The 26,992-nt window shown below is 41.2% G+C and carries 23 protein-coding genes and 2 tRNA genes; 14 read left to right on the forward strand and 11 right to left on the reverse strand.

The features are described 5' to 3' along the window. The first annotated feature begins 277 nt into the window (after window positions 1-277). The gene (locus HMPREF9145_RS13930; RefSeq protein WP_081697699.1) at window positions 278-523 is read left to right on the forward strand and encodes a hypothetical protein; all 246 of its coding nucleotides are present in this window, start codon (window positions 278-280) and stop codon (window positions 521-523) included. 587 nt (window positions 524-1,110) lie between these two features. Next, window positions 1,111-2,712, forward strand: coding sequence for a beta-N-acetylhexosaminidase (locus tag HMPREF9145_RS05675; protein WP_021825431.1), 1,602 nt, complete (start codon window positions 1,111-1,113; stop codon window positions 2,710-2,712). A gap of 168 nt (window positions 2,713-2,880) precedes the next feature. Here HMPREF9145_RS05675 and HMPREF9145_RS05680 read toward each other — a convergent pair whose 3' ends face one another. Continuing rightward, window positions 2,881-4,053, reverse strand: a complete 1,173-nt coding sequence (locus HMPREF9145_RS05680) for an OmpA family protein (RefSeq protein ID WP_021825366.1) — start codon at window positions 4,051-4,053, stop codon at window positions 2,881-2,883. Between the two features lie 410 nt (window positions 4,054-4,463). Between HMPREF9145_RS05680 and HMPREF9145_RS05685 the strand changes: the two genes are divergently transcribed. The 5 genes from HMPREF9145_RS05685 (at window position 4,464) to HMPREF9145_RS05705 (ending at window position 7,128) form a co-directional block, all read left to right on the forward strand. Next, window positions 4,464-4,937, forward strand: coding sequence for an RNA polymerase sigma factor (locus tag HMPREF9145_RS05685; protein WP_021825437.1), 474 nt, complete (start codon window positions 4,464-4,466; stop codon window positions 4,935-4,937). Next, complete coding sequence (locus tag HMPREF9145_RS05690) at window positions 4,930-5,373, forward strand: hypothetical protein (protein ID WP_021825394.1); 444 nt, start codon at window positions 4,930-4,932, stop codon at window positions 5,371-5,373. Before HMPREF9145_RS05685 ends, HMPREF9145_RS05690 begins: the two co-directional genes overlap by 8 nt. Before the next feature lie 31 nt (window positions 5,374-5,404). Beyond that, entirely contained in the window at window positions 5,405-5,842 is a 438-nt protein-coding gene (locus HMPREF9145_RS05695) for a DUF6108 family protein (RefSeq protein ID WP_007135277.1), read from the forward strand. 10 nt (window positions 5,843-5,852) lie between these two features. Continuing rightward, window positions 5,853-6,719: a hypothetical protein gene (locus HMPREF9145_RS05700; RefSeq protein WP_021825387.1), complete on the forward strand. Its 867-nt coding sequence runs from the start codon at window positions 5,853-5,855 to the stop codon at window positions 6,717-6,719. Between the two features lie 334 nt (window positions 6,720-7,053). After that, window positions 7,054-7,128: transfer RNA gene (locus tag HMPREF9145_RS05705), tRNA-Val, on the forward strand. A gap of 465 nt (window positions 7,129-7,593) precedes the next feature. Here the strand turns inward: HMPREF9145_RS05705 and HMPREF9145_RS05710 are convergent. The 9 genes from HMPREF9145_RS05710 to HMPREF9145_RS05750 all read right to left on the reverse strand — a co-directional run bounded on the left by HMPREF9145_RS05710 (window position 7,594) and on the right by HMPREF9145_RS05750 (window position 18,853). Then, a tRNA-Val gene (locus HMPREF9145_RS05710) sits at window positions 7,594-7,668 on the reverse strand. A 147-nt stretch (window positions 7,669-7,815) separates the two neighbouring features. After that, window positions 7,816-8,985 carry an OmpA family protein gene (locus HMPREF9145_RS05715; protein WP_021825384.1) on the reverse strand — a complete coding sequence of 390 codons (1,170 nt, stop codon included), beginning with the start codon at window positions 8,983-8,985 and terminating at the stop codon, window positions 7,816-7,818. 110 nt (window positions 8,986-9,095) lie between these two features. Beyond that, complete coding sequence (gene mutL, locus HMPREF9145_RS05720; RefSeq protein ID WP_021825413.1) at window positions 9,096-10,928, reverse strand: DNA mismatch repair endonuclease MutL; 1,833 nt, start codon at window positions 10,926-10,928, stop codon at window positions 9,096-9,098. A gap of 6 nt (window positions 10,929-10,934) precedes the next feature. After that, window positions 10,935-11,168 carry a hypothetical protein gene (locus HMPREF9145_RS05725; RefSeq protein WP_231369761.1) on the reverse strand — a complete coding sequence of 78 codons (234 nt, stop codon included), beginning with the start codon at window positions 11,166-11,168 and terminating at the stop codon, window positions 10,935-10,937. Window positions 11,169-11,218: 50 nt separating this feature from the next. Beyond that, window positions 11,219-12,874: an OstA-like protein gene (locus HMPREF9145_RS05730; protein WP_036906773.1), complete on the reverse strand. Its 1,656-nt coding sequence runs from the start codon at window positions 12,872-12,874 to the stop codon at window positions 11,219-11,221. 3 nt (window positions 12,875-12,877) lie between these two features. Beyond that, a complete protein-coding gene (locus HMPREF9145_RS05735) occupies window positions 12,878-14,320 on the reverse strand; it encodes a peptidylprolyl isomerase (protein ID WP_021825423.1) in 1,443 nt (480 codons plus the stop codon). A 31-nt stretch (window positions 14,321-14,351) separates the two neighbouring features. Further along, entirely contained in the window at window positions 14,352-15,785 is a 1,434-nt protein-coding gene (locus HMPREF9145_RS05740; protein ID WP_036906776.1) for a peptidylprolyl isomerase, read from the reverse strand. Window positions 15,786-15,794: 9 nt separating this feature from the next. Next, window positions 15,795-17,279, reverse strand: a complete 1,485-nt coding sequence (gene guaB, locus HMPREF9145_RS05745) for an IMP dehydrogenase (protein WP_036906778.1) — start codon at window positions 17,277-17,279, stop codon at window positions 15,795-15,797. 701 nt (window positions 17,280-17,980) lie between these two features. Continuing rightward, the gene (locus HMPREF9145_RS05750) at window positions 17,981-18,853 is read right to left on the reverse strand and encodes a CvfB family protein (protein ID WP_036906810.1); all 873 of its coding nucleotides are present in this window, start codon (window positions 18,851-18,853) and stop codon (window positions 17,981-17,983) included. 775 nt (window positions 18,854-19,628) lie between these two features. On the opposite strand from HMPREF9145_RS05750, the gene HMPREF9145_RS05755 reads away from it, so the two are divergent. The 3 genes from HMPREF9145_RS05755 to HMPREF9145_RS05765 all read left to right on the forward strand — a co-directional run bounded on the left by HMPREF9145_RS05755 (window position 19,629) and on the right by HMPREF9145_RS05765 (window position 22,115). Further along, window positions 19,629-20,903, forward strand: coding sequence for a glycosyltransferase family 4 protein (locus HMPREF9145_RS05755; protein ID WP_021825404.1), 1,275 nt, complete (start codon window positions 19,629-19,631; stop codon window positions 20,901-20,903). Further along, complete coding sequence (locus tag HMPREF9145_RS05760; RefSeq protein ID WP_021825369.1) at window positions 20,900-21,679, forward strand: glycosyltransferase family 2 protein; 780 nt, start codon at window positions 20,900-20,902, stop codon at window positions 21,677-21,679. Before HMPREF9145_RS05755 ends, HMPREF9145_RS05760 begins: the two co-directional genes overlap by 4 nt. Window positions 21,680-21,767: 88 nt before the next feature. After that, window positions 21,768-22,115 (forward strand): hypothetical protein, encoded by a 348-nt coding sequence (locus HMPREF9145_RS05765; protein WP_021825365.1) that lies wholly within the window; start codon window positions 21,768-21,770, stop codon window positions 22,113-22,115. Between the two features lie 434 nt (window positions 22,116-22,549). Here HMPREF9145_RS05765 and HMPREF9145_RS05770 read toward each other — a convergent pair whose 3' ends face one another. Further along, a complete protein-coding gene (locus HMPREF9145_RS05770; protein ID WP_021825370.1) occupies window positions 22,550-23,494 on the reverse strand; it encodes a hypothetical protein in 945 nt (314 codons plus the stop codon). A 207-nt stretch (window positions 23,495-23,701) separates the two neighbouring features. Here HMPREF9145_RS05770 and HMPREF9145_RS05775 point away from each other — a divergent pair, with 207 nt between their 5' ends. From HMPREF9145_RS05775 to rpsB, 4 genes are all read left to right on the forward strand, one after another. Continuing rightward, window positions 23,702-24,409, forward strand: coding sequence for a DUF421 domain-containing protein (locus HMPREF9145_RS05775; RefSeq protein ID WP_036906781.1), 708 nt, complete (start codon window positions 23,702-23,704; stop codon window positions 24,407-24,409). 569 nt (window positions 24,410-24,978) lie between these two features. Then, window positions 24,979-25,440: a 50S ribosomal protein L13 gene (rplM, locus tag HMPREF9145_RS05780; protein ID WP_007135298.1), complete on the forward strand. Its 462-nt coding sequence runs from the start codon at window positions 24,979-24,981 to the stop codon at window positions 25,438-25,440. Window positions 25,441-25,452: 12 nt separating this feature from the next. After that, entirely contained in the window at window positions 25,453-25,839 is a 387-nt protein-coding gene (rpsI, locus tag HMPREF9145_RS05785; protein ID WP_007135299.1) for a 30S ribosomal protein S9, read from the forward strand. 311 nt (window positions 25,840-26,150) lie between these two features. After that, window positions 26,151-26,969 (forward strand): 30S ribosomal protein S2, encoded by an 819-nt coding sequence (rpsB, locus tag HMPREF9145_RS05790; RefSeq protein ID WP_021825406.1) that lies wholly within the window; start codon window positions 26,151-26,153, stop codon window positions 26,967-26,969. Window positions 26,970-26,992 lie beyond the last annotated feature (23 nt).

The raw sequence follows: 26,992 nt of genomic DNA on the forward strand, positions 1-26,992 counted from the left end.
GGCGCAATATCTCTTAGAAAACAAGGAATAAGACTCCGTTTTTGTTGGTTTTATTCCTTGTTTTTCATGTTTTTGTATTCTCGTTATTTAGTTGTCATGCTGCGATTTCCTTGTCTGGATATTGTTAAAATCTGCAGTTCTCACTCCCGTTTGTGCTCCCTCTTCTCACGATTAGCATCCGCCTGTGTCATGATTAGCATCAAATGGTGTTGAGTTTTGCGTCATTTTACGCGGTGTTTTGCCGTATTTTACACGATGAAATGACGCAAATCATTTTATGCTTTATTATCAATATCATCGTCACTACAATTATTTCATATCGCAACTCGGTACGAGTTGTTCTTTTGATAGCCCGGGGTTGGCGAGGAACGAGCCTACCCTGGGTCAACGTTCGCAAGGAGATTCAACGCCATCGGTGTTGAGCTTTTTCTGTGAAGGCACGCTTACTATGAAACCTTTTATGGCGGATAACGCCGAAAAAGCGCAACACCCACGGCGTTGTTCCACGCAAACCATACATTAACCCAGGGTAGCCTGCACTATCGTTTGGCAACCCTGGGCTACCAAAAGCGCAACACCTACGGCGTTGAAACATTCAAACCGCAACATGAACTACGTTTTCTTGTGTCTGAATTTATGGTGGATTACGCTTAGAAAGCGTAACACCTACGGCGTTGGTCCACGCAAACCATACGTTAACCCAGGGTAGCCTGCACTATCGTTTGGCAACCTTAGGCTATTAAAAGCGTAACACCTACGGCGTTGAAATATTCATTTTATAATACAACACCCGCCAATTCTTATCTGATTTAATGTTTAATTACGCCGGAAAACCACAATACCTACGGCGTATTCGCCTTGTCGTTCGATGATATTCTCATGCTGTTTATTTCTCAACCGGAAGCATTGTGGCATGAGATATAATAGAGATGAAGGGATGAAGAAATGGGGGAGTATGGTCTTTCTTTTGGTTAAAAATTTCAAAAACAACTTGTTCTTTATCGTAAAGTGAGTAAATTTGTACGTATAGATAATAGGGTGTAGCGAGTCTTTTGATTTATTATGCTCAGTAAATAACAATTTGTTAAACCGAAAAATCAAAACCAAGGAATGAAAAAAGTATTTATTTCATTGTTTCTTTTCATGTCGACTATGGCCATACATGCGCAACAAGCCGACTTCAATGTGGTGCCTTTACCACAACAAGTCAAACTAACGGCAAAGCCGTCTTTCAAACTTAGTAATGCAACTCGCATTGCTTATCCCGAAGGAAGCGAAGAGATGGAGCGCAATGCCCATTTCCTTCAGGACTATGTTCAAGAGATTACAGGCATCCGCCCCGTGCTCTCTACAAATCTTTCTCAGTCAGGCAGCAATGTCATTCGCCTTGTTCTTGATGGAAAAATGAGTGGCGATGAGGGCTATACCCTGTCTTGTAATCAGAAAGGTGTAACTATTAAGGGTCGCACTCCGGCTGGTGTTTTCTATGGTATTCAGACACTTCGCAAGTCGCTTCCTGTTGTAAAGACAGCTGAGGTGACGCTACCTGCGGTTGAAATTGCCGATGCTCCTCGCTTCAGTTACCGCGGAGTGATGCTTGATTGCGGTCGACATTACTTCCCAGTAAAGTTCATCAAGGAGTTCATTGACCTGTTGGCAATGCACAATATGAATCGTTTCCACTGGCATTTAACAGAAGATCAGGGTTGGAGATTAGAGATAAAGAAGTATCCTTTGCTTACCGCCATCGGCAGTAAGCGTGCAGAAACCGTCATAGGTCATAACACTCAGATTGGTGATGGCACGCCATATGAGGGCTATTATACACAGGATGAAGCTCGCGATATCGTAGAGTATGCACGCCAACGCCATATCGTTGTCGTTCCCGAAATAGACATGCCAGGTCATCAGTTGGCTGCTTTGGCTGCAATGCCTAACTTGGGTTGTACGGGCGGTCCATACAAAGTAGGAACCGTTTGGGGCGTTTATGACGATATTCTCTGCCTTGGTAACGAAGATACCTATAAGTTTTGCGAAGACGTTCTTAGCGAATTGATAGACATTTTCCCTTCAGAGGTTATCCATATTGGTGGAGATGAGGCTCCAACTGTACGCGTAGAGCATTGTCCTAAGTGTCAAGCGCTCATGCAAAGAGAGCATTTAACGCCGAAGAATATACAGGGATATTTCACTAATCGCATAGAGAAGTTCGTTAATTCTAAAGGCCGTCGCATCATGGGTTGGGACGAAATTATGGATGGCGACATTAATACGAGTGCAATGGTACATTGCTGGCGCAATCCATCTTTTGGCATAAAGGCCGCTCAAAAAGGTCATGATGTAGTGCTTTCTCCTACAAAATATTGTTATTTTGACTTCTATCAGGCTAATCCAAGGGCTGTACATGAGCCATTGGCAATAGGTGGTTATCTCCCCGTTGATAGCGTTTATAACATGGATACGATGCCAAAAGACATCTCACCAGAGAATCGTAAGCACATCATTGGTATTCAAGCAAACCTTTGGACAGAGTATGTTGCAGTTCCAAATCATGCAGAATACATGTTGCTTCCACGCATGGCAGCGCTTGCAGAGAATGCATGGGTGAAGGACAGAGGCCCATATTCAGCCTTCCTTCCACGCTTAACACGTCTCAAATCGCTTTATGATGTTTACAATCTCCATTATGCTAACCACGTGTGGAAAAAGTAATTGCATTGTCAAAGCATTAAAAACAAAAAGCCGTTCAATAAGTCTTTGCTCATGAAGACTTGTTGAACGTGATAAAAGAAAGCAGCCTCGACCCAAAGATTCGGCCGAGGCTGTTGCATTTCTATAGAGACATTAGAATGAGTTTTCTAAGCCATTGACATGCGATGACTATTCAATAATCTGAACAGTAGCACGTCGATCGTAGCTCGGATACTCCAAAATCTTCACTCCTCCGTCTGCAGCGACGCTAATATTAGAACGCTTTATGCCCATCTTAACAAGCTCATTAACAAGCGTATTAGCACGTCCTTCAGATAGTTTTTGGTTGATTGAGGGTGTACCTGTAGCCGAGTCAGCGTATCCTGTGACGAGAACGCGGTTGTTATTCTCAACAGCATACTTCGCAAGTACACGCACATTGGCTAAGTCTTTGAGTCGAGCTAACTCAGTTTTATTGATATTAAAGAATACTGAAATAGGTGTAGCAACAAACTCTTTAATGCTCTTTGACTGAACATTTCCTTTCGGAGCTTCTGCCAATTCCTGACGAAGTCTGTCGCCTTCATCGCTTGCATTCTTAATCTTATTATTCAAATCATCAATCTGTGACTGTGTCATTGCCTTCAAAGCATCAGTATCTGGAGTCTTGTTCCAGCCTGATTTACCGAGTTTAAAGGTTAAACCAAGCTCTGCATAAAGGTGATTATCCTTATCTTCCCAGCCGTAACCATGATGCTTTGCGCGGTTGTTGTATCCGTCATAACCATCAAAGTCTTCTTCCATTCGGTTCCAACCAAGTTCAGTATAAAGGTCAACGTGACGTGAAAGCTTCCAAGATGAGTTGATACCAGCACTTAACAACATTGCATAAAGGCTGATAGATTCGTTTCGATTGACACCACCGCCGACGAAAGTCGTTAGGTTCCATACGCGATTTGGATTGTAACCGCAGAGCAAATTGCTCATGTTGAAAAGGAGTTGCTCGTTAATTGTCCAGAACTTTAGTGAGGAAACATCGGCAATTCCCATTTTCTTTGCATTACCAATCTGTAGCTTTGTACGCATACCGAGGCCTGGAGAAAACCACTTTCCAACTGCAATCGAACCACCGAATGTGCGGCGTTGTTTTGCAAAGAGGCTGTAGTGCTTGCCATTATCCAATCCAAGTCCGTGCTCTTGATTAGAATACCATGCGTTATAGTCACCTCCTATTTGAATAAACCAGTTACTCCAAAAAGAATTAGTCGCTACACTATACTTCTGCACGGGTACTGTTTCCTGGGCAAAAGAAGCCATAGATACGCCTAAAAAGGCTATGGCTGCCATCATTCTTTTCGTCATTTGAATTAATAATTTTTTATTGTTGTCACCTAAATATTAATGATATAATAACCCTCTTTAATGTTGGTCGCTGCAAAAATAGTCTTTTTTTTCATTACGAAGTCTTCTTTTACACTTTTTAAAATGGGGAATATACATATTTTATGATTATACATTCATGAGGCGGATTGAAGCTTTTGATGTAATGAATAACATCTTTTTATAGTTTAGAGTGAAGGAAAACATACATTAAGTTAAATGTTTTCATGCTTTTCAATAGGCCAAAATATATGCTCTTCTATGCCTTTTTGTGTTGCAATAGTAGGGAGGAAATATAATGTTTCAGTAGTAAAAAGCAGAAAAAAAGGTTTTATAGATGTCACAAAATCCTTAACTTTGCGTAATCATTATAGAGATTTGATAACACAACGATGACTATTGAAGAATATAAAGACGAGGTGGAGCAAGTCCGACCACAAATGCTTCGCCTTGCTCGTAGCTACTTAAAAGACGATGAAGAGGCTGAAGATGCGGTGCAAGATGTACTGCTCAGGCTTTGGCAAATGCTCGAATCTCTGCATCTTCCGATGGCTCCCATGGCCTCAGTGCTTGTGAAAAATCGTTGTGTTGACATCATTCGGCGACGTAGAACAACAACGTCTATCCCAGAAAATCTCATAGACTATGAACCAACAAACGACGAACGCTATGCAAAAGTGATGCAGATAGCTGATCGGTTACCAACATTTCAGCAGACAATTCTACGCTTGCGGCACATCGAAGGGATGGAAATGCATGACATTGCAGCGCTATTAGGAAGCTCAGATGTAGCAGTTCGTAAGGCTTTAAGCCGTGCACGACAAGCCATAAGGCATCAATTTATAACACTTCAACACGATGAATAAAGACGAAAAGATAAAGCAATTGGTCGACCGTTTCATGGCGGGAGAGACCTCACTTGACGAAGAACGTGCGTTGTATCGTTATTTTTCGGCAGGCAACGTGGTGGAAGAACTGATGCCACTACGTGAATATTTCTGTTCATTTGCCAGCCTTTCACAGGATGAAGCAATAGCACAACCACCGAGATTCAAGCTTCTTCATCTTGTCACTCGCCCCAAATTTATAGCTGCAGCGGCTTCCATCGCGTTATTCTTAGCCCTTGGCAGTACGCTCTTGGTGGACAGATCACAAAATTATTGTGAGGCTTTTGTCTACAATAAGCATGTGACCAACGCTAAAGAAGTCATGAAAGTAGTGGATGAAACCATGCAAGACATCCACCAAAATGGCGATGCAGACGTAGACAATCAGTTGCGTTCGATTTTAGGAAACAGTTGAATGAAAACAAAATATCATTGATTATAGGGCTATGAAACACCGTATTTTCTTAACAATTCTACTGAGTGGGTTTGCTTGTTTGCTTCATGCACAGCAAGGATTGAATGTCAACGAACTCTTCATTGGAAAGCTTGTGCCACGCGAACAGATGGTAGAAGTTCGTGTAAAAGGGCGTGCCCTTAGTAAGTATAACCTGAATTTCTATCACAGTATACGTTTCAAGGCCAATGAAAAGCAATGTAATGAGGTTGACAAATGTGTTGAACGCGACCGCAAAATGGCTGTGGGAACGGAACAAACCAGTCGAAACAATGTGTCAACGCTCATCATGAGTCTGCCACAACAGGGCGGATTATATCGCTATCTGTGTTATCTCACACAGCGAAAGGGCCGAGATACGCTTGTCACCCTTGTCTATATGGAAGGCAATGTGGCCAGTATTGCAGAATTAAGAAAACTAATACATTAAATAAATCCTTATGAAAAAAATCCTTATTTGTGTGGCTTTGGCATGTTGTTTGACGGCAACAGCCCATTCAAATGACAATGATACAGTCGTTGTTGAGAAGCCACGTAGAGTGAGAATCATTAGTAGTGACTCGTTGCAACGGGTAGAAGTGTGGGGTAGTTCAACGAATCCGAGCTATCATTATGAAAGTAATATTCAAGTCGTTGATAGCAATTATGTGAGTACTTCTGCGTTGAATGACAACACATGGAACTTCTCTTTTATCGGTCTTTCCAAAGCACATAAGAGCAGAAAGCCAATGCGTGAGTGTGAAATGCGACTCGGTGTAGGTTTTAGTAATGCAGTAGGTATGCCCGAAAGAGCTGATATTCAGCCGTTCAAATCATGGGAAATATGGTGGCTGTTGGGCGATTGGGTTGTGCGACCATGGCGTAATGCCAATGCCTTCTCTGTGGGATTTGGCCTTGATTGGCGTAATTTCCGTATGACAGATGACTTGCGTTTTGTGATGAACAACCGCGCTGTGGCCATTGATACCTATCCAACGGGCAGCACACCTATCTTTTCTCGTATCAAGGTTTTTAGCTTAAACATGCCTATTCGCTATCATTATGAGGGCCAATGGGTAAGTTTTAGTCTCGGACCTGTAGTCAATTTGAACACCTATGGCAGTCTGAAGACGCGCTATAAGCTTAATGGACAGAAGGTGAAAGATGTCGATACGAATGTTCGTGTGAATCCCGTTACGATTGATTTCATGGGAACTGTGAGGGTGAAAGGCGTGCCAGATATTTACTTTAAGTATAGTCCTTGCAACCTTTTGCGTGGAAGTTATGGACCAAAGTTTAGAACTTTATCCTTTGGTTTGATGATGTAAGCAGGACGGAAATTAGGAAAATGTGATAGCATTGGTTTGTAAATAACGAAAAATTGTGGCTATTTCAAACCATGCATAGTGGCAAAGAGGCAAAAGTGTAAAAGGCTTTTGCCTTTTTGTTTGCATTATTATGGGGTGTAAAGTGCCTTAGGTTTGGTTGGTTTGTAGTATTGATAAGGTAGCCTTTTGGGTATAATGATAGCTTATATTGAACTATTCTGAGTGCAAATCTGTGCTAATTCATATTGTTTTCTTAAAAAAACAAAAATGAAATCTCTTTTATTTGGTTAAATCAAAGAATATGCTTAATTTTGCAAACGCTTTACAAAAGTAAGGGCGTTTAGCTCAGCTGGTTTAGAGCATCTGCCTTACAAGCAGAGGGTCGGCGGTTCGAATCCGTCAACGCCCACAAGAGAAAGAGGTTTGATTTTAATCAAATCTCTTTTTTGTTTGTTTCTTATCACGAGATGAATAGTTTTGAATTGCGAGATAGGAAGCCATTAAACCAAAGTTTATTTTATAGAAAACGTATTTCATCCCAAAACACTTTATGATTTCAAGGATAATGATAGGCAAAATGCTTTGAGGCAAATGACCATGTAATTAGACTTGTTTTACTGGGTGAAATGACGCTAATTACGATGTAAAGTGATAGAGATTATCGTGTGTTTTGATATGGATTATTTTGTGAATTGTTAGACGCTGCATCGCAAGTGTTGTTTGCCTGCGAATTGTGTGCTATTAAATCATGGCGTGGAGTGGTGTGTAAAGCAAAATGATTAGCATGAACAAAAGATTCGCTTGCAGCCCAACGGGGTTATGATATAAAAGAAAATCCCTGCAATCCCAAAGGACTACAGGGATACACCCCTTGTGGGCGTTGACGGATTCGAACCGCCGACCCTCTGCTTGTAAGGCAGATGCTCTAAACCAGCTGAGCTAAACGCCCTTACTTTTGTAAAGCGATTGCAAAATTAAGAAATTTATTTCACCCGTGCAAATAAATCTAATAAAAAACATCCTCAGTCAAAAGATTGACTGAGGATGTTGCTTTTTCTATATGAACTGCCTTAAAAGACAGGCTCATTGACTTCGATTAGTCTACAATTTGAACTGTAGCGCGACGATCATAGTCAGGATATTCGAGCATCTTTACACCGCCACCAGCTGCTGTTCTGATGTTAGAACGGTTAACACCCATCTTAACAAGTTCCTCAACGATAGTGTTAGCACGTTGCTCAGAGAGTCTCTGGTTGATAGCAGGTGTACCAGTTGATGAGTCAGCATAACCTGTAACAAGGATATGAGAGTTGTTCTCTATTGCGTATTTTGCAAGTGCACGAACGTTAACTAAGTCCTTCAAGAGAGCTACATCAATCTTACCGATGTTGAAGAATACAGAGATTGGTGTTGCAACAAATTCCTTAAGACTCTTTGTCAAGACAGTAGTCTTTGGCTTCTCGGCAAGCTCTTTGCGGAGTTTTTCGTTCTCTGTGTTGAGGTCATTAAGCTGAGAATTGAGTGCATCTATTTGTGATTGAGACAATGCTTTGATTGCATCTACGTCAGGAGTCTTATTCCATGTGGCCTTGCCGAGTTTGAAAGTAAGACCTATTTCTGCGTATAAATGGTTGTCCTTATCTTCCCAACCACGTCCATAATGTGCATTAGAAAGCTGTGCCATCTCATTGCCATCGAAGTTATCTTCCATGCGATTCCATCCTGCTTCTGCATAGAGATCAAGGTTCCGACAGAGTCTCCATGAAGAGTTGATACCGGCACTTAACTGCATAACATAACGATTAACAGACATATTACGAGCCATACCTCCACCAATGAATGGGCTGATATTCCAAACTCGTTCAGGGTTATAACCCATGAAAAGATTGCTTAAATTGAACATGATATGCTCGTTCAAACTCCAGAAATGCTGTGAAGTTACGCCAACAGCACCAATCTTTTTAGAGTTGAATCCCTGTAACTTTGTACGGAGACCAATGCCTGGTGTGAACCACTTTCCTATGGCAACAGACCCTCCAAAGCTACGACGTTGCTTGCTAAGGAAGTTATAATTGCCACCATTATCAAGGCCACGGCCATGCTCTTGGTTTGAATACCAAATGTTGTAATCACCACCTACCTGAATAAACCAGTTGCTCCAAAACGAATTTGTGGCTACACTGTACTTCAGTGTTGGGTCAGCTTGTTGTGCAAAAGCAGTCATAGACATGCCCAATAAAGCTGCACCGATCACGAATTTCTTCATAAATAATAATAATTAATATAAGTTATTTGCTATCTGAATATATGCTTTGTTTTTGCATTTGATTACAAAGTTAATGATATTTTCATTCAGATGGTATAATTTTACATATTTTAATCTAAAAGATGTTCTATTTCATTCTGTTTTAATATGCAAAGAATGTTTTTGCCATCTGGTGTATAATTGGGATTCGATGAAGAGAAAAGAGAATTAAAGATGTTCTCCATCTCCGCATTGTTCAATACTTGTCCTTGCGGGATTGCAGCTTTTCGTGCCATGGTTAAAGCCAATTCTCGGCTGATTTCTTCGCGAAGATTGGTGGGTTTCTCCTGTGCTGAGAGAATCATGTCATGCAAAAGATTAATCATGTCAAGTCCTTCAAGCCCTGAAGGAACAGCTAATATTGCATAAGTCGAACCTCCTAATGGACTGATTTCAAAGCCAAGATCTTGCAGCTCGGGTAGAATCTTCGACAAAGTAACTTCTTCTGATGCTGTGCAATGAAGGTTTTCGGGAAATAATAGCTTTTGAGCGGCAGTCTCACTGCGCTTCAATTGCTCTTGATATCGATCGAAAAGAATTCTCACATGTGCCCTATGTTGGTCGATAATCATTAGTCCTGACTTCACGGCTGTCATGATATAGCGTCCCTTATACTGGTAGTGAGAGGGTGATTTCTCTTCAATGACGTTCTCGGTTGGTTCTTCCTCCTCTTGAATATCAGGCAAAGTCATCTTTGAAGAGAATAATTCTGTTTCCTGACTAGGCTTTTGTAGATTCTGATAAAGCTCTTCCCATCGGTTAGAGGGACTCGAAGAACGAGGTGCTTCTGATGAATTCCGGAAAGGATTATAATCTGGATTATATTTAACTTTAGGCACTTCAACGTTTTCTGTGGGGTTATACACAGGAATTTCAGGCCTGCCTTCTGTGTCAAAATCAATTGAAGGGATGTCGTTAAACATGCTAACAGCCTCTTTCACAGCAGCAGAAAGGATTTGCCAAATAGGCACTTCATTCTCAAATTTAATTTCAGTCTTCGTAGGATGGATGTTGACATCGATATCTTCGGGAGCCACTTCGAAATATAAAAAATAAGGAACTTGCTCACCCGTTGGCACTAATCGTTCAAAGGCAGCCATCACTGCTTTGTTGAAGTAAGGGTGTTTCATGTAACGACCATTTACAAAGAAGTATTGATGTGCACCTTTCTTACGGGCAGACTCAGGTTTACCGACGTATCCATTGATGCGACACATCGTTGTATCTACCTTTACAGAAAGCAGTTCTTGATTGAGACGTTTCCCAAAAATGTCTATGATTCGCTGACGAAGTACGCCAGCTTTAAGATTGAAAAGTTCTGTTCCGTTGCTTTGTAAGGTAAAGGCTATGTCAGGATAGACCAGTGCTATGCGCTCAAAAGCGGTGATAATGTTATTTAGTTCCGTTGAATTGGACTTCAGAAACTTCCTTCGCGCGGGTACATTATAAAATAGGTTATTGACAGAAAAACTGCTACCTACTGCACAAGAACAGGGCTCTTGTCCAACAAAACGACTTCCGGAGATGGATAAAAGAGTGCCTACCTCATCGCTTTCTTGCCGAGTTTTCAATTCAATTTGAGCCACAGCAGCGATAGAAGCTAAGGCTTCTCCGCGGAAACCCATTGTGTGAAGAGCGAATAAATCATCAGCCTTCCTAATCTTAGATGTAGCATGTCGTTCGAAAGATAGACGTGCATCTGTTGCAGACATGCCTTTACCATCGTCGGTAACTAATATCGTTGTCTTTCCGGCATCAATGACTTGAATCTGTATATTCTTTGCCCCTGCGTCAACACTATTCTCAACTAATTCTTTAATTACAGATGCGGGGCGTTGTATAACCTCGCCAGCGGCAATCTGGTTGGCAACAGAATCGGGAAGAAGTTGTATGATATCGCTCATAAATTGCTAAAAGATAAATAACAAAATTAAATAAAATAACGCCAAAAGAAATAGTAGAAGAACAACTTGGATGAGTTGGTTTGCACCATTGTAGCACCTCTTCTTCTTTGAGAGATGAGGCATTGCGGCACGGAATGCCTGATGAATTTGTTCTTGGTCTAAGGGCTTATGAGGGGTAAGCCCTAACGTTTCACGTGCCTGTTGCTCTATTTTTTGCAAGCGTTCTTTGCGTTCATCCACATAGATATATTTGTGATTGAATCGTCGGGGCCGTGGTTGTTGAAAGAGATTCATCGTGAAACAGTATTGACTTTCTGCTGAGGTGACCGGCGACGTTGTATCACTTTAAGTGCTGAACCTTCGCCTTTCCCGCGCCAATGGAAAACATCCTGTGGGTCTGTTGGACGCAATTCTTCAAACCAAGCGAATTCCGGAAGCTTCAGTTTTTCGGCAGGAATCTGTGTCATTGGTAGCATAACACCCGTATTTTTGGGTGTCCATATCTTGTCAAGTCTTCTTTCTGGTGAGATAAACATTTTTATTGTGTCTGTCTCTATATAGACTTGACCTTGCAAAGTGGAATCTTTGTCGTCCACAGGATAGAAGATTGCTTTCGCATTTCCTGATGCAATGACGCGCCGAATCTTACCTTTGATGAAATAACTTGAGATTTCTTTCGATGAAAGTTGATTGAAATATTTCTGTCCTGGGATGCGTTCAATGCTCAAAGCTTGGTTGATAACGTGTGCCTCACGCACCGTACTATCATTCATATAAACTTTGATTATCTCACCAAGTATTTGTCGATCTCCACTCCATGCAATCGGATCGCGATACATGGTCATGCAGGAGTCTTTGCTGTTTAACACTAATGAATCGCAGATAGCTTGCACATCTTGGCGGAATACCTTTACATGATGGAAGCAATGTACCTTTCGATACATAGAATCTGTATTCATATTGAACGTGAAAATCTTCATAGAGTCGGCGTGCATAAACAGGGTATCTTTCTGTGAATAGTCTTTAACTAAGGCACGACCTGTAGCAAAACCTCGTCCCGTTTTCTCGTTATAGAAGATTCTTTCGCCTAAAAGCTGGTTCTTGTTACGCTTGTCTACATAGACCACCTTACCCAAACCGCGAGCCATTCCTGTTCGTTTGTTGTAGAAAAGACTATCGCCTGTAATCTCTTTATCCTTGTCTGTAACCGTAGAACGCCCATACATCTCAGCAAGATCAGACTTGCTATCGAAGTAACCATCTGTCGTTTGGATGACACTTCCGTTCTGAATTATCTTACTTGGTCCCACAACATGTGCCAAGGATTTCTTTGTATCATAATGCAATTCGTCTGTAGTGACCGTGCGATTACCACTGCGCATCTTCACATTATACCAAAAGGTTGCCTCGCGAGTCTTTAGGTTATAGTCGCCCCAGTCAGACACTAAGCGATCCTTTTTGTCTATTAACCTCCCGCCTTCAAAGAAGTATGCGTAATCATTAAAGCGGTCATAATCGAGACTATCAGTGTAAAGTGTCTTGTCACCATGATGTAAAACCACGTCCTTTCGAGCTTCCAATAATTGTCGGAAGCCATCATAGGCAGCACGATCTGCTTTGAGTGAAAGAGTCTTTCCCTGTTGATAGCGGACATGGCCAAATGCTTTTACAGAATTAGACTGCTGATAAAAGTAAGCACTATCACACCAAAGGTTTGATCCTTTGTGCATAAAGTGCACGCGACCTTTTACAATTTGGGCATCAGGAACAGGGCCATACTGGTCATAACGAAGTTCATCTGCATGTATAAGAAATACTTTATCGTCAGACTTTTTGTTTCCAACTGCAGCATAGCTCCGCATTAAGCACAGCACAAACAAACATAGGACCATTCCAAGGAATGCCCTATGTCTATATTTAATTCGTATGATGTGATGATGTCTCATCCGTTATTTTATCCAACCTTGATATTCAAAATCACAATCTTTATAGCGGTCATTCATGCGCACATACGTATTCTTTATTTTGTTAACCACCCAATCATGCAGTTTCTTTTCACTCTCTTTCTGCATCACTACCTCTTGCATTGTCTGGAAATCTTCAGTGATTTTAGCTCTATGTCCATCGATTCTATTGACCAATTTAACGATAGCTGCCACTGTCTTTCCACGATGATCTATCATCTTGAATGGTACAGATATCTCTCCAACTTTCATCGTATCTACAACTCGAGCGACTTCAGTGGGGAGATCCTTCATTTGGAAGCGTGAGGTGATTTTACCTGTTTGATTGTCTGTATAGGCCATTAAGCCGTGGTTGTTACGTGTGTCTTTATCTTCTGAAAGATAAGAGCAGGCAGCCTCAAATGTAAACTTCCCATCTTTAATATCATTGCCAATAGAGTCTAATCTGGATAAGGCTTTGTTCATATCTTCATTAGAAACCTTCGGCGTTAGCAATATATGACGCACCTTTATCTTGTCTCCTCGCTTGTCAATCAATTGGATAATGTGGTATCCAAACTCTGATTCTACAATCTTAGAAATCTTCTTTGGGTCGGTAAGATTAAAGGCAACGCTGGCAAAAGCAGGGTCAAGTGTGCCACGACCTGTATAGTCCATCTCTCCTCCTTGACGTGAAGTTCCTGGGTCTTCTGAATAGAGTCGTGCCAAGGTACTAAAGGAAGTCTCTCCTTTATTGACGCGATCCGTGAAGTTACGCAACTGGTCTTTGATGCGGTTTATCTCGCTTTGTGGGATACGAGGCTTGCGAACTAAGATCTCAACTTCAACCTCTGTAGGGATAAAAGGAATACTATCTTCGGGCAGATTCTTAAAGTATCGTCTTACATCGGCAGGCGTAACAGAGACATTTCCCATGATCTTTCGTTTCATCTGTTGAATCATCTTGCTGTTCTTTACATCATCATGCAGATCGGAACGGATTTGACTTATGCTCTTTCCTTGATACTCTTCGAGTTTCTCTTTGGAACCAACGGAGTTTATCCACAAGTTGATTTGTTGCTCAACGGTTTGCGCAATATCTGACTCTGTAACTTCAATGGAGTCGAGTATAGCCTGATGTAAGAAGAGTTTTTGAACGGCAATCTGTTCCGGAATGCGGCAGTCGGGATTACCACCCCATTTCATTCCTTCCATTTCTCCTTGCAAACGCATTTGCTCAATGTCTGATTTCATGATAGGTTCATCACCTACTACCCATTCAACTTCATCGATAACACTATGCTCTGGGATATGCGTTGCGGCAGGTTTTGCTTGCACCGTATCATTCTCATCCGTCATATTACCGACAGTTTTATTGGCTTTAGCGCTGATACCTGCCAGAAGTAGTACGCCAATAAAGCCACCAAATAGTTTATATCCTTTGTTCATCTCGTTATTGTTTCGTTTTAATTCTCTACAATTATCTATTTTCTTTTATTGTCTTAAGCGCTTCCTGATGGATTATAACAGGATATTTCTCACGCAAGGTCTTTACCCATTGGCGTTCCAACTCCTCTTGATAATCTGCAAGAACAAGTGGTCTAACCTCAGCTAATGCCTTGGGAGCTTTGAGCTTTTTCCCATAAACTCCGTTAAAAGGATAGTCCTTTATAGGCTGAGGTGCCTCTCCTTGTTTGAATATCTCATAGTCAATCCACGAATTATCACCTGATTTGAATAGCCCTTGCGTGGCAGTTATGCGAACCTCTCCGCCTGCATTGAACTGTTGGTCTATTGCCTCTTTCCAGTGATTAAAGTCAATATGTTTCAGTAACTTTTTCACTTTCTTCACCTCTCCAGCCTCTTTTGCATGGATGATGATACCTTTATAACGTGGTGACGACCATTTATATTTCTTTTTATTGTGGTCAAAATAGTTTGTCAGTCCTGCTTCGTCATGAGCAGCTTTGTCCCATATTATCCGCTTACTAACCTCAAAAATCAACAATCCATCACGATATTCTTGCATGAGATTTGCCATTTGTGGATTTTCTTTTTCAAAGGCATCAGCTTGTTTTTTCAAAGCCATGTCTTCAGAACTACGTTGTGCAAATGACCTTTCTTGTAGTCGGACAGCTGTCAGTTTGTTTCGAAGATCTCGCTGACTAACAAAGCGTAGCAAGTTGTTTCGAACTGAATCGTATGGAAAGTAAGCGCTTTTGTCCTCTATTAATATAATGTGATAACCTGCTGGAGTGAGGAAGGGCGCGCTCATTTCTCCTTTCTTTAAGGCATAAGCCTGAGTCTCAAATTCGGGTAAAGTCTGTCCCGGTAGCAGCCAAGGTTGGTGCTCTCCAAGATTAGTTGCAGTCTTATTGTCCGAATATCGCCTTGCCATTTCTCCAAAGTCCGCACCATGTTGCAGTGCATTGTAAATAGAGTCTATTCGTTGTTTAACCTCAATTTCCGTTCGTTTTGAGGCCCTTTGTCCTAATCGAAGCAGTATTTCACGCACCTTAATCATGCCACCTGAGGCGTCAACTCGTTGTTGAGTGAAGGCATAAAGACGGCGTGCTTCTGCTTCCGTTTCAGCGTCGTTGTCTAATGTTTGCGGGATTTGTTGGTTGTGATAAGCAGCAAACAATTGCAGAAAAGAAGGCAAAGTGTCGAGTCGTTCCGATAGGGCCTCTTCGACTTTCAACTTGTCATTGGCGTATTGTTCGGCATAATCGGCCACGCTCTTTCGTTCGAATCCGTTTGCTGTTTGATATTTCTTATATGCAAATTCGAATGCCGAGCGCTTCACGGGCTTGCCATTTATCGTCATCAAGACAGGGTCGTCTGTCTGACCAAAAGCCATGCTTCCACAAAGAAGCATGGCCAATGATATCATAAATCTTTTTCTTTTCTGCATGAACCTCACTTATTCTGGACGAGAATAGTTAGGAGCTTCACTCGTGATGGCAATGTCATGAGGATGACTTTCCATTACACCAGCGTTAGTGATGCGTGTGAATTTCGCATCGTGCAACTTCTCAATAGAAGGTGCTCCGCAATAACCCATTCCCGAACGCAAGCCACCTGTCAACTGATAAATCACCTCTTGAACAGTTCCTTTGTAGGGAACACGACCGGCAATACCCTCTGGTACGAGCTTCTTTACATCGCGAACATCGTTCTGGAAGTAGCGATCACGAGAGCCATTCTTTTGTTCCATAGCCTCAAGTGAACCCATTCCGCGATAGCTTTTGAATTTACGTCCATTGAAGATAATAGTTTCTCCTGGGCTTTCTTCTGTGCCGGCAACGAGTGAACCAATCATAACACAACTGCCACCAGCTGCCAATGCTTTAACAATGTCGCCTGAATAACGAAGTCCACCATCTGCAATTAATGGCACACCCGTACCTTGAAGTGCTGAATATACATCGTAAACAGCGGTCAATTGAGGCACACCCACACCAGCAACAACGCGAGTTGTGCAAATAGAACCGGGTCCAATGCCCACCTTTACGGCATCGGCTCCGTTGTCAACAAGGTATTTTGCTGCGGCACCTGTAGCCACATTACCAACAATAACGTCTACATTTGGGAAGGCAGCCTTTACTTGTTTGAGCTTTTCTACTACGCCTTTGGAGTGTCCATGGGCTGTATCGATGACGATAGCATCTACACCTGCCTCAACCAAAGCCTTTGCACGCTCCATCGTATCGGCTGTAACACCAACGCCGGCAGCCACGCGAAGGCGGCCTTTTTCATCTTTGCAAGCCATTGGTTTGTCTTTGGCTTTGGTGATATCCTTATAGGTAATCAAGCCCACGAGATGGTTATCTTTGTCTACAACGGGTAGTTTCTCAATCTTGTTCTCCTGTAATATCTGTGCAGCAGCACCCAAGTCTGTTTGCTGATGAGTAGTAACAAGATTGTCTTTTGTCATCACTTCGTCTATCTTTTTGTCCATATGACGCTCGAAACGCAAGTCTCTGTTCGTCACGATTCCAACGAGTTTGTTGTCATCATCCACTACAGGTATGCCACCAATATGGTAATCATGCATCAAGGCGAGAGCGTCTTTAACCGAACTTCCGCGTCGAATTGTCACGGGATCATAAATCATTCCGTTCTCTGCACGTTTAACAATTGCCACCTGATGTGCCTGTTCTTCTATCGACATGTTCTTGTGAATAACGCCAATACCACCTTCGCGTGCAATGGCAATGGCCATTGATGCCTCGGTAACTGTATCCATTGCGGCTGTCACAAAGGGCACATTCAGGGTGATGTTACGTGTAAACTTGGTTTTCAACTCTACTTCTTTAGGAAGTACTTCGGAATAAGCAGGAATCAAAAGGACGTCATCAAAGGTAAGACCGTCCATTACAATTTTATCTGCAACAAATGATGACATATTGTAACTTTTAAAATTTATTGCGTGCAAATATAGCAATATTTTTCCACTTCTGCTACCAAATATGGCTAATTCTAAAGGTAGTTAAGTGTATTTAACGTGATTGAAGCGATACAAAAAGGCTGAAAACAAAACCTACTTGGCCTTTTGCTGTATGCTATTGGATTGGGATGGGGGAGACAAATGTACTAAAAGGCGAAGCTATAGGCATTGATTTTATGCAAAGAATCATAATGGTTTGTTTAACATTCTGATACTGATAAGCACTTATAATTGCACAATGTGACCTATAATTTATTGTTTATGAAAAATGCAAACAAAGTGTTTCGGAGAATGACAAAATTTGAATCTCAAATCCTTTTTAGATGGAAAACGGCTCTATTTTTTACCTGTTTGTAATTTAATGACTTTCAAATAGTTATAAAAAACAAAAGAAATGATGTTGGAAAATAGGAAGGATTAAGCTGTAAGAAGAGGCAGATTTGGGAATGAAAAGGCTTGTTTTATCAAGTGTTCTCCTATATTTTACCCTGCCTTATGTGTCATTTAGCAAGATGAAATGACACACTTTGCGTTGCTAATACGATGAAATAGGCAGGTAATCTTGGGTAAAATGGAGGACGATAATAGAAAAACGATGTTTTTGTTTCTCTTTGATGAAGAAATGAAGTGTTAAATATTAGCGATTAATATTTACAATATTACTCCCTCACCAAGTATATTCCATCGTCTTCAATCCTTATTTTCCGTTGCTTATATAGCTCTCCAATGGCTTTTTTGAATACCTTTTTGCTCACCTGAAACTGATGTTTGATGTCGTCAGGACTGCTCTTGTCGCCCAATACGCAATAGCCGTTATTGTCTTGAAGATATTGAAATAGCGTGGCAGAAAAGTCTTCTGCGGCTGCCATTCCTGTAGGTTGAAGGGTTAGATCAAGTTTTCCGTCGGGTCGAACATTGTGGATGTATGCCTTCATTCGGTCGCCTGTGTGCACATATTTGTAAACTTGGTTTTGATAAACAAGGCCCGGATATTGATTGTTTACAATGGCTTTGAAGCCCAAATCAGTCTTTTGCCAGATGAGAATCTCTACTTCTTGATTGCGTTTAAAGCCTGCTTTTGTAACGTCATTACCGAGAAAATGCTCCACCTTTGCACTGGCAACGATGCGATAACTCTCTTCGTCAATGTGCACATATACGATATAACTGTCGCCAATCTCCATGCGTTTTTTCTGTTCGCGGAATGGACAAAAGAGGTCTTTGGTTAGCCCCCAGTTCAGAAAAGCGCCGTATTCATTGACCCAAGCGCATTCCAAGTAGGCGAAATCTCCCACTTTTGCCAATGGCTTTTCAGTCGTTGCGATGGGGCGTTCGTCTTGATCTAAGTAGATGAAACATTCAATTTCGTCGCCAGGTTTAGCCCCTTCAGGAACGTATTTCTGGGGCATCAGTATCTCACCTTCACGTCCTCCGTCCATGTAAAGCCCGAAAACTTCACCAAATCCTTCGCGACGTGCCACCTCTTTTACGCGTAAAACATTATATTCTCCAAGTTTAATCTCGTTTGCCATAGCGTTTGTTTGTTTATCAATCACAAAGATAATCATTTCTGTTTGATTGTCTATCGATTTATGAAAACTTTGAAATGATGAATAGAAAAAAATGAATGTAGGATGGGTTTTCAGTCAATCAAGGTTTTCATACCTAACCAACAAGAAACGAAAAAGCCGAAACTCTAACCCGAGCTTCGACCTCATCTATTTCTAACTAAAAACCTTTCTAAACAAATGGTAACCTCACGGTCTCCATTGTTATCTACGAAACAATCTGTTAAAAATTACCTTAAACCTAATAACTAAAACCTAAAATCTATTACTACTAACCTAAACAATCTATTAACCTTTTGATGATGCAAAGGTAGAAAGATTAATCTCATGTTGCAACTTTACGTGTGATTTTCATGCAATCTGACGTGTTTTCTTGACCTAAATCAACGTATTGTGTTCGTACACACATGCAGTTTTCTGTTTTCTTCGTGTTTGTTTACATTGGATATTGTATGAAAATACATCATTGAAAGCCTTTTTATATCTATTTCTTGTTGGGTAATGGTGTTTTGATTTCATAGGTTTTGTTGTTTTATGCTTAGTGGTTGGTGTTGTCAAAACGATTTGTTTATGATGTTGTTCAGGTGCCTATATATAATAAGGTGTAATTTTTGTGTTTGAACATAGGGAAGAAGTGTGATGCGTGGACAGTCAAAGCGTCTTGAGATTACTTTTTAAGCATTAACCTTTTTGCTTTTTTAGTTTTTACGTATCTTTGCAGAAAGTAAGTAAAACGAGAATGAGAGTATTGATTATAAATACGAGTGAGCATACCGGCGGGGCTGCTGTTGCGGCCAATCGCCTAATGGATGCGCTCAACAACAATGGCGTAAAAGCCAAGATGTTGGTGCGCGATAAGCTCACAGATGATATTACAGTAGTTGGACTTAAACACAAATTGCTCAACTATTGGCGTTTTCTTTGGGAGCGTTGGTGCTTGTTTTGTCACCTACATTTCAAGCGGACGCATCTCTTTGAGATAGATATGGCCAACACAGGAACGGATGTTACGCGGCTGCCTGAATTCAAAGAAGCCGATGTTATCCATCTTTCGTGGATTAATCAAGGGATGCTTTCTCTTAAAGATATACGCAAAATACTCGATAGCGGTAAGCCCGTGGTGTGGACGATGCACGATATTTGGCCGGCTACTGGCATTTGTCATGTTGCATTAAACTGCCGTCGTTATCAAACCTCTTGTGGCTATTGTCGCCTCCTTCCCCATGGAGGTTCTGTGCATGACCTGTCATATCAGGTTTTCAAACGCAAGAAAAGTTTGTTGAATAGACGTACAATCTCATTCGTAACCTGTAGTAAATGGTTGGAAAAGGAGGCTAAAAAGAGTGCCATTCTGTATGGGCAGCCGATTTGTTCGATACCAAATCCCATTGATACACATGTCTTTCGACCTATTGATCGCAAGTTAGCTCGCCAGCGTGCAAGGATACCTCAAGACATGAAGGTGATTCTTTTTGCAGCCCAACGCATAATAAACGAAAACAAAGGGATATTTTATCTTATTGAAGCCTGCCACAAAATGGCGGCTGAACACCCGGAAATCGTGCATAAAACCTTTGTTGCTGTGCTCGGCGGAGGTAAGGGAAATATTGGTGATGTCTTTGATTTCTGCACGGGAAAATTAGGATATGTGAATGACACTCGACAGCTTGTAGATATCTATAACGCTGCCGATGTGTTTGTGTTACCCTCACTTTCCGAGAATCTTCCTAACACAATAATGGAAGCAATGGCTTGCGGAGTGCCCTCTGTTGGCTTTAATGTTGGTGGAATTCCCGAAGAAATAGACCATAAGAAAAATGGATATGTGGCAGCATATCGCGATGTTGACGACCTTGCCAAAGGGCTATATTGGGTGCTTTATGAGGCAGATTATGACGCTTTGAGCCGTGAAGCGGTGCACAAGGTCGTTACAAACTATTCGCAACATGCCGTGGCAATGAAGTATATTGAAGTCTATAATGAGGCCATTGCACTTAAAAACTTTCACTTATGATACGCTTTTCTATTATTACTTGCACTTATCAGGCTGCATCAGAACTACCAAAAACGCTCGAAAGTGTACTGCATCAGCGCTATCGTCACGTTGAACATATTATCATAGATGGTGCTTCTACGGATGGAACAAAAGACATTGTGGAGCGTTATATCCAAGCCAATGATGACAATGAAGATTGTATGCATCGTGTTGTTTTTGTCTCTGAACCAGACAAAGGACTGTATGATGCAATGAATAAAGGCCTGGAAAAGGCCACGGGAAATTATGTTGTGTTTCTTAATGCAGGTGATACCTTTCCTTCGACTGATACCCTTGAGCATATCGCGGGATGCGTTGGAGAGGGTGAAGCGCATCCCGGTGTGCTCTATGGTGATACAGATATTGTCGATGATACAGGTCGTTTTCTGCGCCGTCGCCGTCTATCCCCTCCACGAAAACTTACTTGGCGTTCGTTCCGTAACGGCATGTTAGTGTGTCATCAAGCGTTTTATGTGCGTGCGGATATAGCCAAATCTATTCCTTACGACACGCATTATAAGTACTCAGCAGATGTGGATTGGTGTATTAAAGTGATGAAAAAGGCAGGCCAACAGCACATGACTTTGCGCAATGTTAACGCTGTAATTGCTAACTATCTTGACGGGGGACTGAGTGTCAAAAACCACAAAGCATCGCTTAAAGAACGTTTCCATGTGATGCAATCTCATTATGGTTTACTCACAACGTTAATCTTTCATTTATGGTTTTTAATACGAAGTGTAATTCAAAAATAGCGTTAAAATTGCGAATTTCCTTATATTTTCTTTGTTATTTAGATGAATAACTGTATATTTGCAAGCGTTAAATATAAAAGAAATGAGTATGAAAAAGATTGTATTATGCGCAGTTTTAGCATTAGCTTCATTTGGTATTGCAAACGCACAGAAGGTTAAAACCGTAGAAAAAGAAGTAAAAGAACAAGTTAAGAAGGATGCAAAGCAGTTTAAGTCTGATGCAAAGAAGACTGGCGAAGAAATCGGTGATGCAGCTAAGAAGGCTTATAACGGCACAAAGAATGAGGTGAAGAAGCTTAAAAATGATGTAAAGAAAGACTGCCAGAAAGACTGCCAGAAAGATTGCAAAGCAAAGAAAGCTTGCTGCAAGGAAAGCAAACCTGAAGCTAAGAAGTGCTGCAAGAAGGAAGCTAAGAAGGCTTGCTGCAAGGAATAAGCTAAGTAGTAAAAAACTGAAAGCAAATAAATAATAAAGAGTTTTAGGCTTGCTTGGCAATGAGGTAAGGCTGAAACACAACAAAAGATGAGTACCGAAACGTGTCGATGTGCATGGTTCGGTACTTTGTTTTTATGCACCTGGTGAAATGGTGAATGTTGATAGTTGTTCGTATTAGTGTTTCTTCATCGTATAACTGCCCCTATATATATAAGGTATAGGTGAAACTTTGTTTTGTTGGTCAAGGTTCGTCATGATGCAAGCCTTTGCATTTTAATCCATAATAGTTATAGATGTAGTTTGTAGATGATTGTTGTTTGAGAGCAATAGCGCATATGGTGGGGTGCTCATGTGTAAGGGTGGATTGTGCTTGTAGGGCAGAAGTTATGGCTAATTCGTGGGGCGCAACTTAAAGAAATGATTCATGTGGCATTTTATTCAGCGTTATACGGGTTGTTGTTCCAGCTTCTGACAAGTTTTAAAAGATAAGCTTTTGCCTGTTTGTTCCTTACTTTTTGGATGTCGTTTTCAATCATTTCACGTGGTAATTGGCGCTTCTTGTCTTTGTAATGCATAGCCCAATAGTAATTGTCGCGTATTTTATTAGAGAGTCGTTCATGCCCACGGTGGTCATAAATCCACTGCCAATAAGCGCCCATGTCACGTTGTTTGCGTAGATATTCGTAGGAAAAATGGCCACCGGGTGTTTCTAATCGGCACAACATTCCTGTTGGTAAGATTTCCCGAGAGTTGTTTATAAGAGGACAAACTTCATAGGTTTGTGACCAGGGATAAGCGGAAATGTCGCGTGAAGGCGTAGCTACGGGATGATTGGCAGTGCGTTTGAGTAACTTGAAGTGATGGTTTTCAACTACATATTTCCAGCAGATGGTGTCGTCTTTTGTAGTACAATAAACTTCAAAATGCCGTTCATCCACACGATGATATCGGCCGTATGTTGCTGTAAGACTATCAATATAGACAGATAGTTTGACAACTTTCGGTTGGAGGGTTGAGGGTTTTATGGGTTCATTCCAATAGCCGAGTTCAACACGATCGAGCCTCTTTCCTTCAGCATTATATAAATATAGCTCTACCATTCCTTGATAAGCGAAAGCCAAAGCATAGTCATTCGCGAAGCGTTGAACCGATAAAATGCGATCTGGAAAGCTATCAATGGCGTTGCCTTTCAATTGCATCACCTGTGCACCCGTAAGCCAAAGGCCGCGTAAATCGTCGGTTAAAGGCTGGGGAATAGAATCCATTAGCAGGCTGTCAGCATTGATATCGAGAGCTTGTAAGAAAGGAATCTTCGATTGATGACAGCCGAAGAGTGTTGTGATAATAATAGGAAAAAGGGCTAAATGCTTGAGTTTCATAACGTAATATATGATTAATGCAAAGATAGAAAATAATTCTTTGAATCATATTTCTTTTCGAATTTTTTGTATATCTCAAGGAGAAAAATTAACTTTGTCATCGATTTCTATGGATGATTACATTTTGGTGATGTTGGTACCCGATAGTTTTCGTAATATGAAATAATTAGAGAATCATCTTAAAATATTTATTTATTTTCAAAGAATATGGTGGAACAATTACAACCCTACATTGCAATTGCCTTGAAACTCGTTACGGGTATGATTGGCATTCTTGTGTTTTTACGTATTGCAGGCAAGGCACAGATGGCACAAATTACACCGCTTGACACTGTAAGTGCATTCGTTATTGGTGCCTTAGTCGGTGGTGTTCTTTACAATCCTGATATGTCTATGTGGCATATTTTGTTTGCTTTGGCCGTGTGGACTGCCTTTAATATGTTTGTCAGAGTTTGTATGCGCTCAGCCCGTTTGCGTCATCTGATTAAAGGAGAAAGTTCATATCTCGTGAGAGATGGCTATATAAACTTCAAAGCTTTCAAGCGAAACAGCTTGGAAATGGAGCAATTTCGCATGCTGTTACGGCAGAAAGGAATCTTCTCTATGTTTGATGTTGATGATGTTTTATTTGAGACTAATGGTGCAGTGACAGTGCTTCCGCCAGGTAGAACGGCTTATTCTCACTTGCTTGTCAATAATGGTGAGATTGTGGAGAGAACGCTTTTGCAATGTAATAAGACGCGTGAGTGGGTGTTACGCTATATCAAGAGTAATGGCTTTAAGAGTCCTTCAGAACTGTTTTGCATGGAGTGGACTCCACGAAAAGGTTTTTATTTTGTCACCTTCAGTGGCAATGTGCGTCGTGGAAAGGAAGAAGTTGCTGCCGAAAATATAGAAAATGAGTCGCAAGCTTAATTGATTCTGTTCGTAGATTAAGGTGCGAACTTGATGTTGAATAAAGGGCTTTTGTCTGGTGTTCAACAATAATTAAGGCATGTTTTGTTATGAGGAATGCACGAAAGTGTATTCCTCTATTTTGTTAGCTAAAGCAAATTGTTGTCCTCTTCATTAGAGTCGGGACAATGTAGACTAAAGGGTGACTTCTTAACTCGTTTTATTTTATCTACTTTTATGATTCATAATGTATCTTGGGTTGTAGGGACTGATTTCACGAAATGAATAATATTAATAATTAATAATATTGTTAAATATTCGTAACCAGAATGCTTTTGTCTGCTAATGCTTTTCGATTCTTCCTATAAAATATGTATCTTTGCAAACCGATTACTGGGAGAGCGCTTGGAATTCCCAGTAGTTTAGCAGTGTTAATAGCCTTTTCTTTGGCCAGATTAGGCGGTTAGTGAATCTGTTAAACAACAGAACGTAAAGCTGTGGATGGTCTCTTTTAGACTGGAGGCGCCGCGAGGTTTCTGTTATCATTGATTGATTTATAAGTTTTTTAGTAGTTAAATTAAGTTTTAAAAATGGACACTTTAAGTTACAAAACTATTTCCGCAAACAAGGAAACAGCTAAGAAAGAGTGGGTGGTTGTTGATGCCAGCGATCAGATTGTAGGTCGTTTTTGCTCTAAAGTAGCTAAACTTCTCCGCGGAAAGTACAAACCAAACTTCACTCCTAACGTAGATTGTGGAGACAATGTAATCATTATCAACGCCGCAAAGGTAGTCTTCTCAGGTAAGAAAGAGACTGATAAGGTTTACACACGTTATACTGGTTACCCAGGTGGACAGCGTTTTAATACACCCGCAGAGCTACGTACTCGTGCCAATGGTGTAGACAAAATGATTCGTCATGCGGTTAAAGGTATGTTGCCAAAAGGCCGTCTTGGTCGCGCATTGATGGACAACCTTTACGTATTCGAAGGCGCAGAGCACAACAAAGAGGCTCAGAAACCAAAATCAATCGATATTAACCAGTATAAATAATTAAGGATAAAGATGGAAGTAATAAATGCAATTGGTCGCCGCAAGAGCGCAGTAGCTCGTGTTTACCTTTGTGAAGGTACCGGTAAGATCATTATAAATAAGAAAGAATTAACAGAATTCTTCCCTTCAGCTATTCTGCAGTATGTGGTTAAACAGCCATTGATGTTGGTAGAAGCTGATGGTAAATACGATATAAAGGCAAACCTTGATGGTGGTGGTTTCACTGGTCAGAGCCAGGCATTACGCCTTGCTATCGCTCGCGCTCTTGTCAAAGTGAACGCTGAAGACAAGAAAGTTTTGAAGGATGCAGGCTTCCTTACTCGCGACAGTCGTGCTGTTGAGCGTAAGAAACCAGGTCAACCAAAGGCACGTCGCCGCTTCCAGTTCAGCAAGCGTTAAGCCTTGTTCTTTGGATATTGGATACAAATCATCGAATGTTTTGTTTTATATCCTGAGCGACAATGACTCACAAGAGCCTTTCGTTTGGTACGATTCAAAATTCAGAAACAACGATTCAATATTCAGGAACAATCTCGTTTAGTATCTAAACCAGGCAGACTCTGCACACTGATACACTCATTGTGTAGTACAGAAGCAGATTACTGTCGGGCTGATTCTGAGCAAAAGGGGTCTGTTATCCATAATCGTTATGCGGTATGCAGGCTGAAAGAATTAAAAAAGAAAGTAAACAATAAAAATTAAAAAGAGAAATGTCAAGAACAAATTTCGACCAATTACTCCAGGCAGGTTGCCACTTTGGTCACCTCAAACGCAAGTGGAATCCAGCTATGGCTCCTTATATCTTCATGGAGCGCAATGGTATTCATATCATCGATCTAAACAAAACTGTTGCTAAAATCGATGAAGCTGCAGAGGCATTAAAGGCAATCGCTAAGTCAGGCAAGAAGATTCTGTTTGTCGCTACTAAAAAACAAGCTAAAGATATCGTAGCTGATAAGGCCGCATCTGTTAATATGCCATACGTAAACGAGCGCTGGGCAGGTGGTATGTTGACCAACTTCCCAACAATTCGTAAGGCAGTTAAGAAAATGACAAACATCGACAAGCTGATGAACGATGGTACTTTCTCTAACCTTTCTAAGCGTGAGTTGTTGCAGATTACACGCCAACGCGCTAAATTAGAGAAGAACCTTGGCTCAATTGCTGACTTGACTCGTCTGCCAAGTGCACTTTTCATTGTTGACGTAATGAAAGAGCACATCGCAGTGAAAGAGGCTAACCGTCTTGGAATTCCAGTCTTTGGTATTGTTGATACAAACTCAAATCCTAAGAATATCGACTTCGTTATTCCTGCAAACGATGACGCTAAGGACAGCGTAGAGACTATTCTCACAGCTGTTTGTGGTGCTATTGCTGAGGGTCTTGAAGAGCGTAAGGCTGAAAAAGCAGATGAAAAGGCTTCCGCTGAACAGGCAGAAGAGGCTGCTGAAGTAAAGAAACGTACTCGCAAGGCACGTAAGGAAGAAGCAGCTCCTGCTGCAGAAGCTGAGGCTGAAAAGGCTGAGTAATCGCATAGAGGGTCTTATTTGAT

The organism is Segatella salivae F0493 (assembly GCF_000477535.1).
Lineage (GTDB): Bacteria > Bacteroidota > Bacteroidia > Bacteroidales > Bacteroidaceae > Prevotella > Prevotella salivae.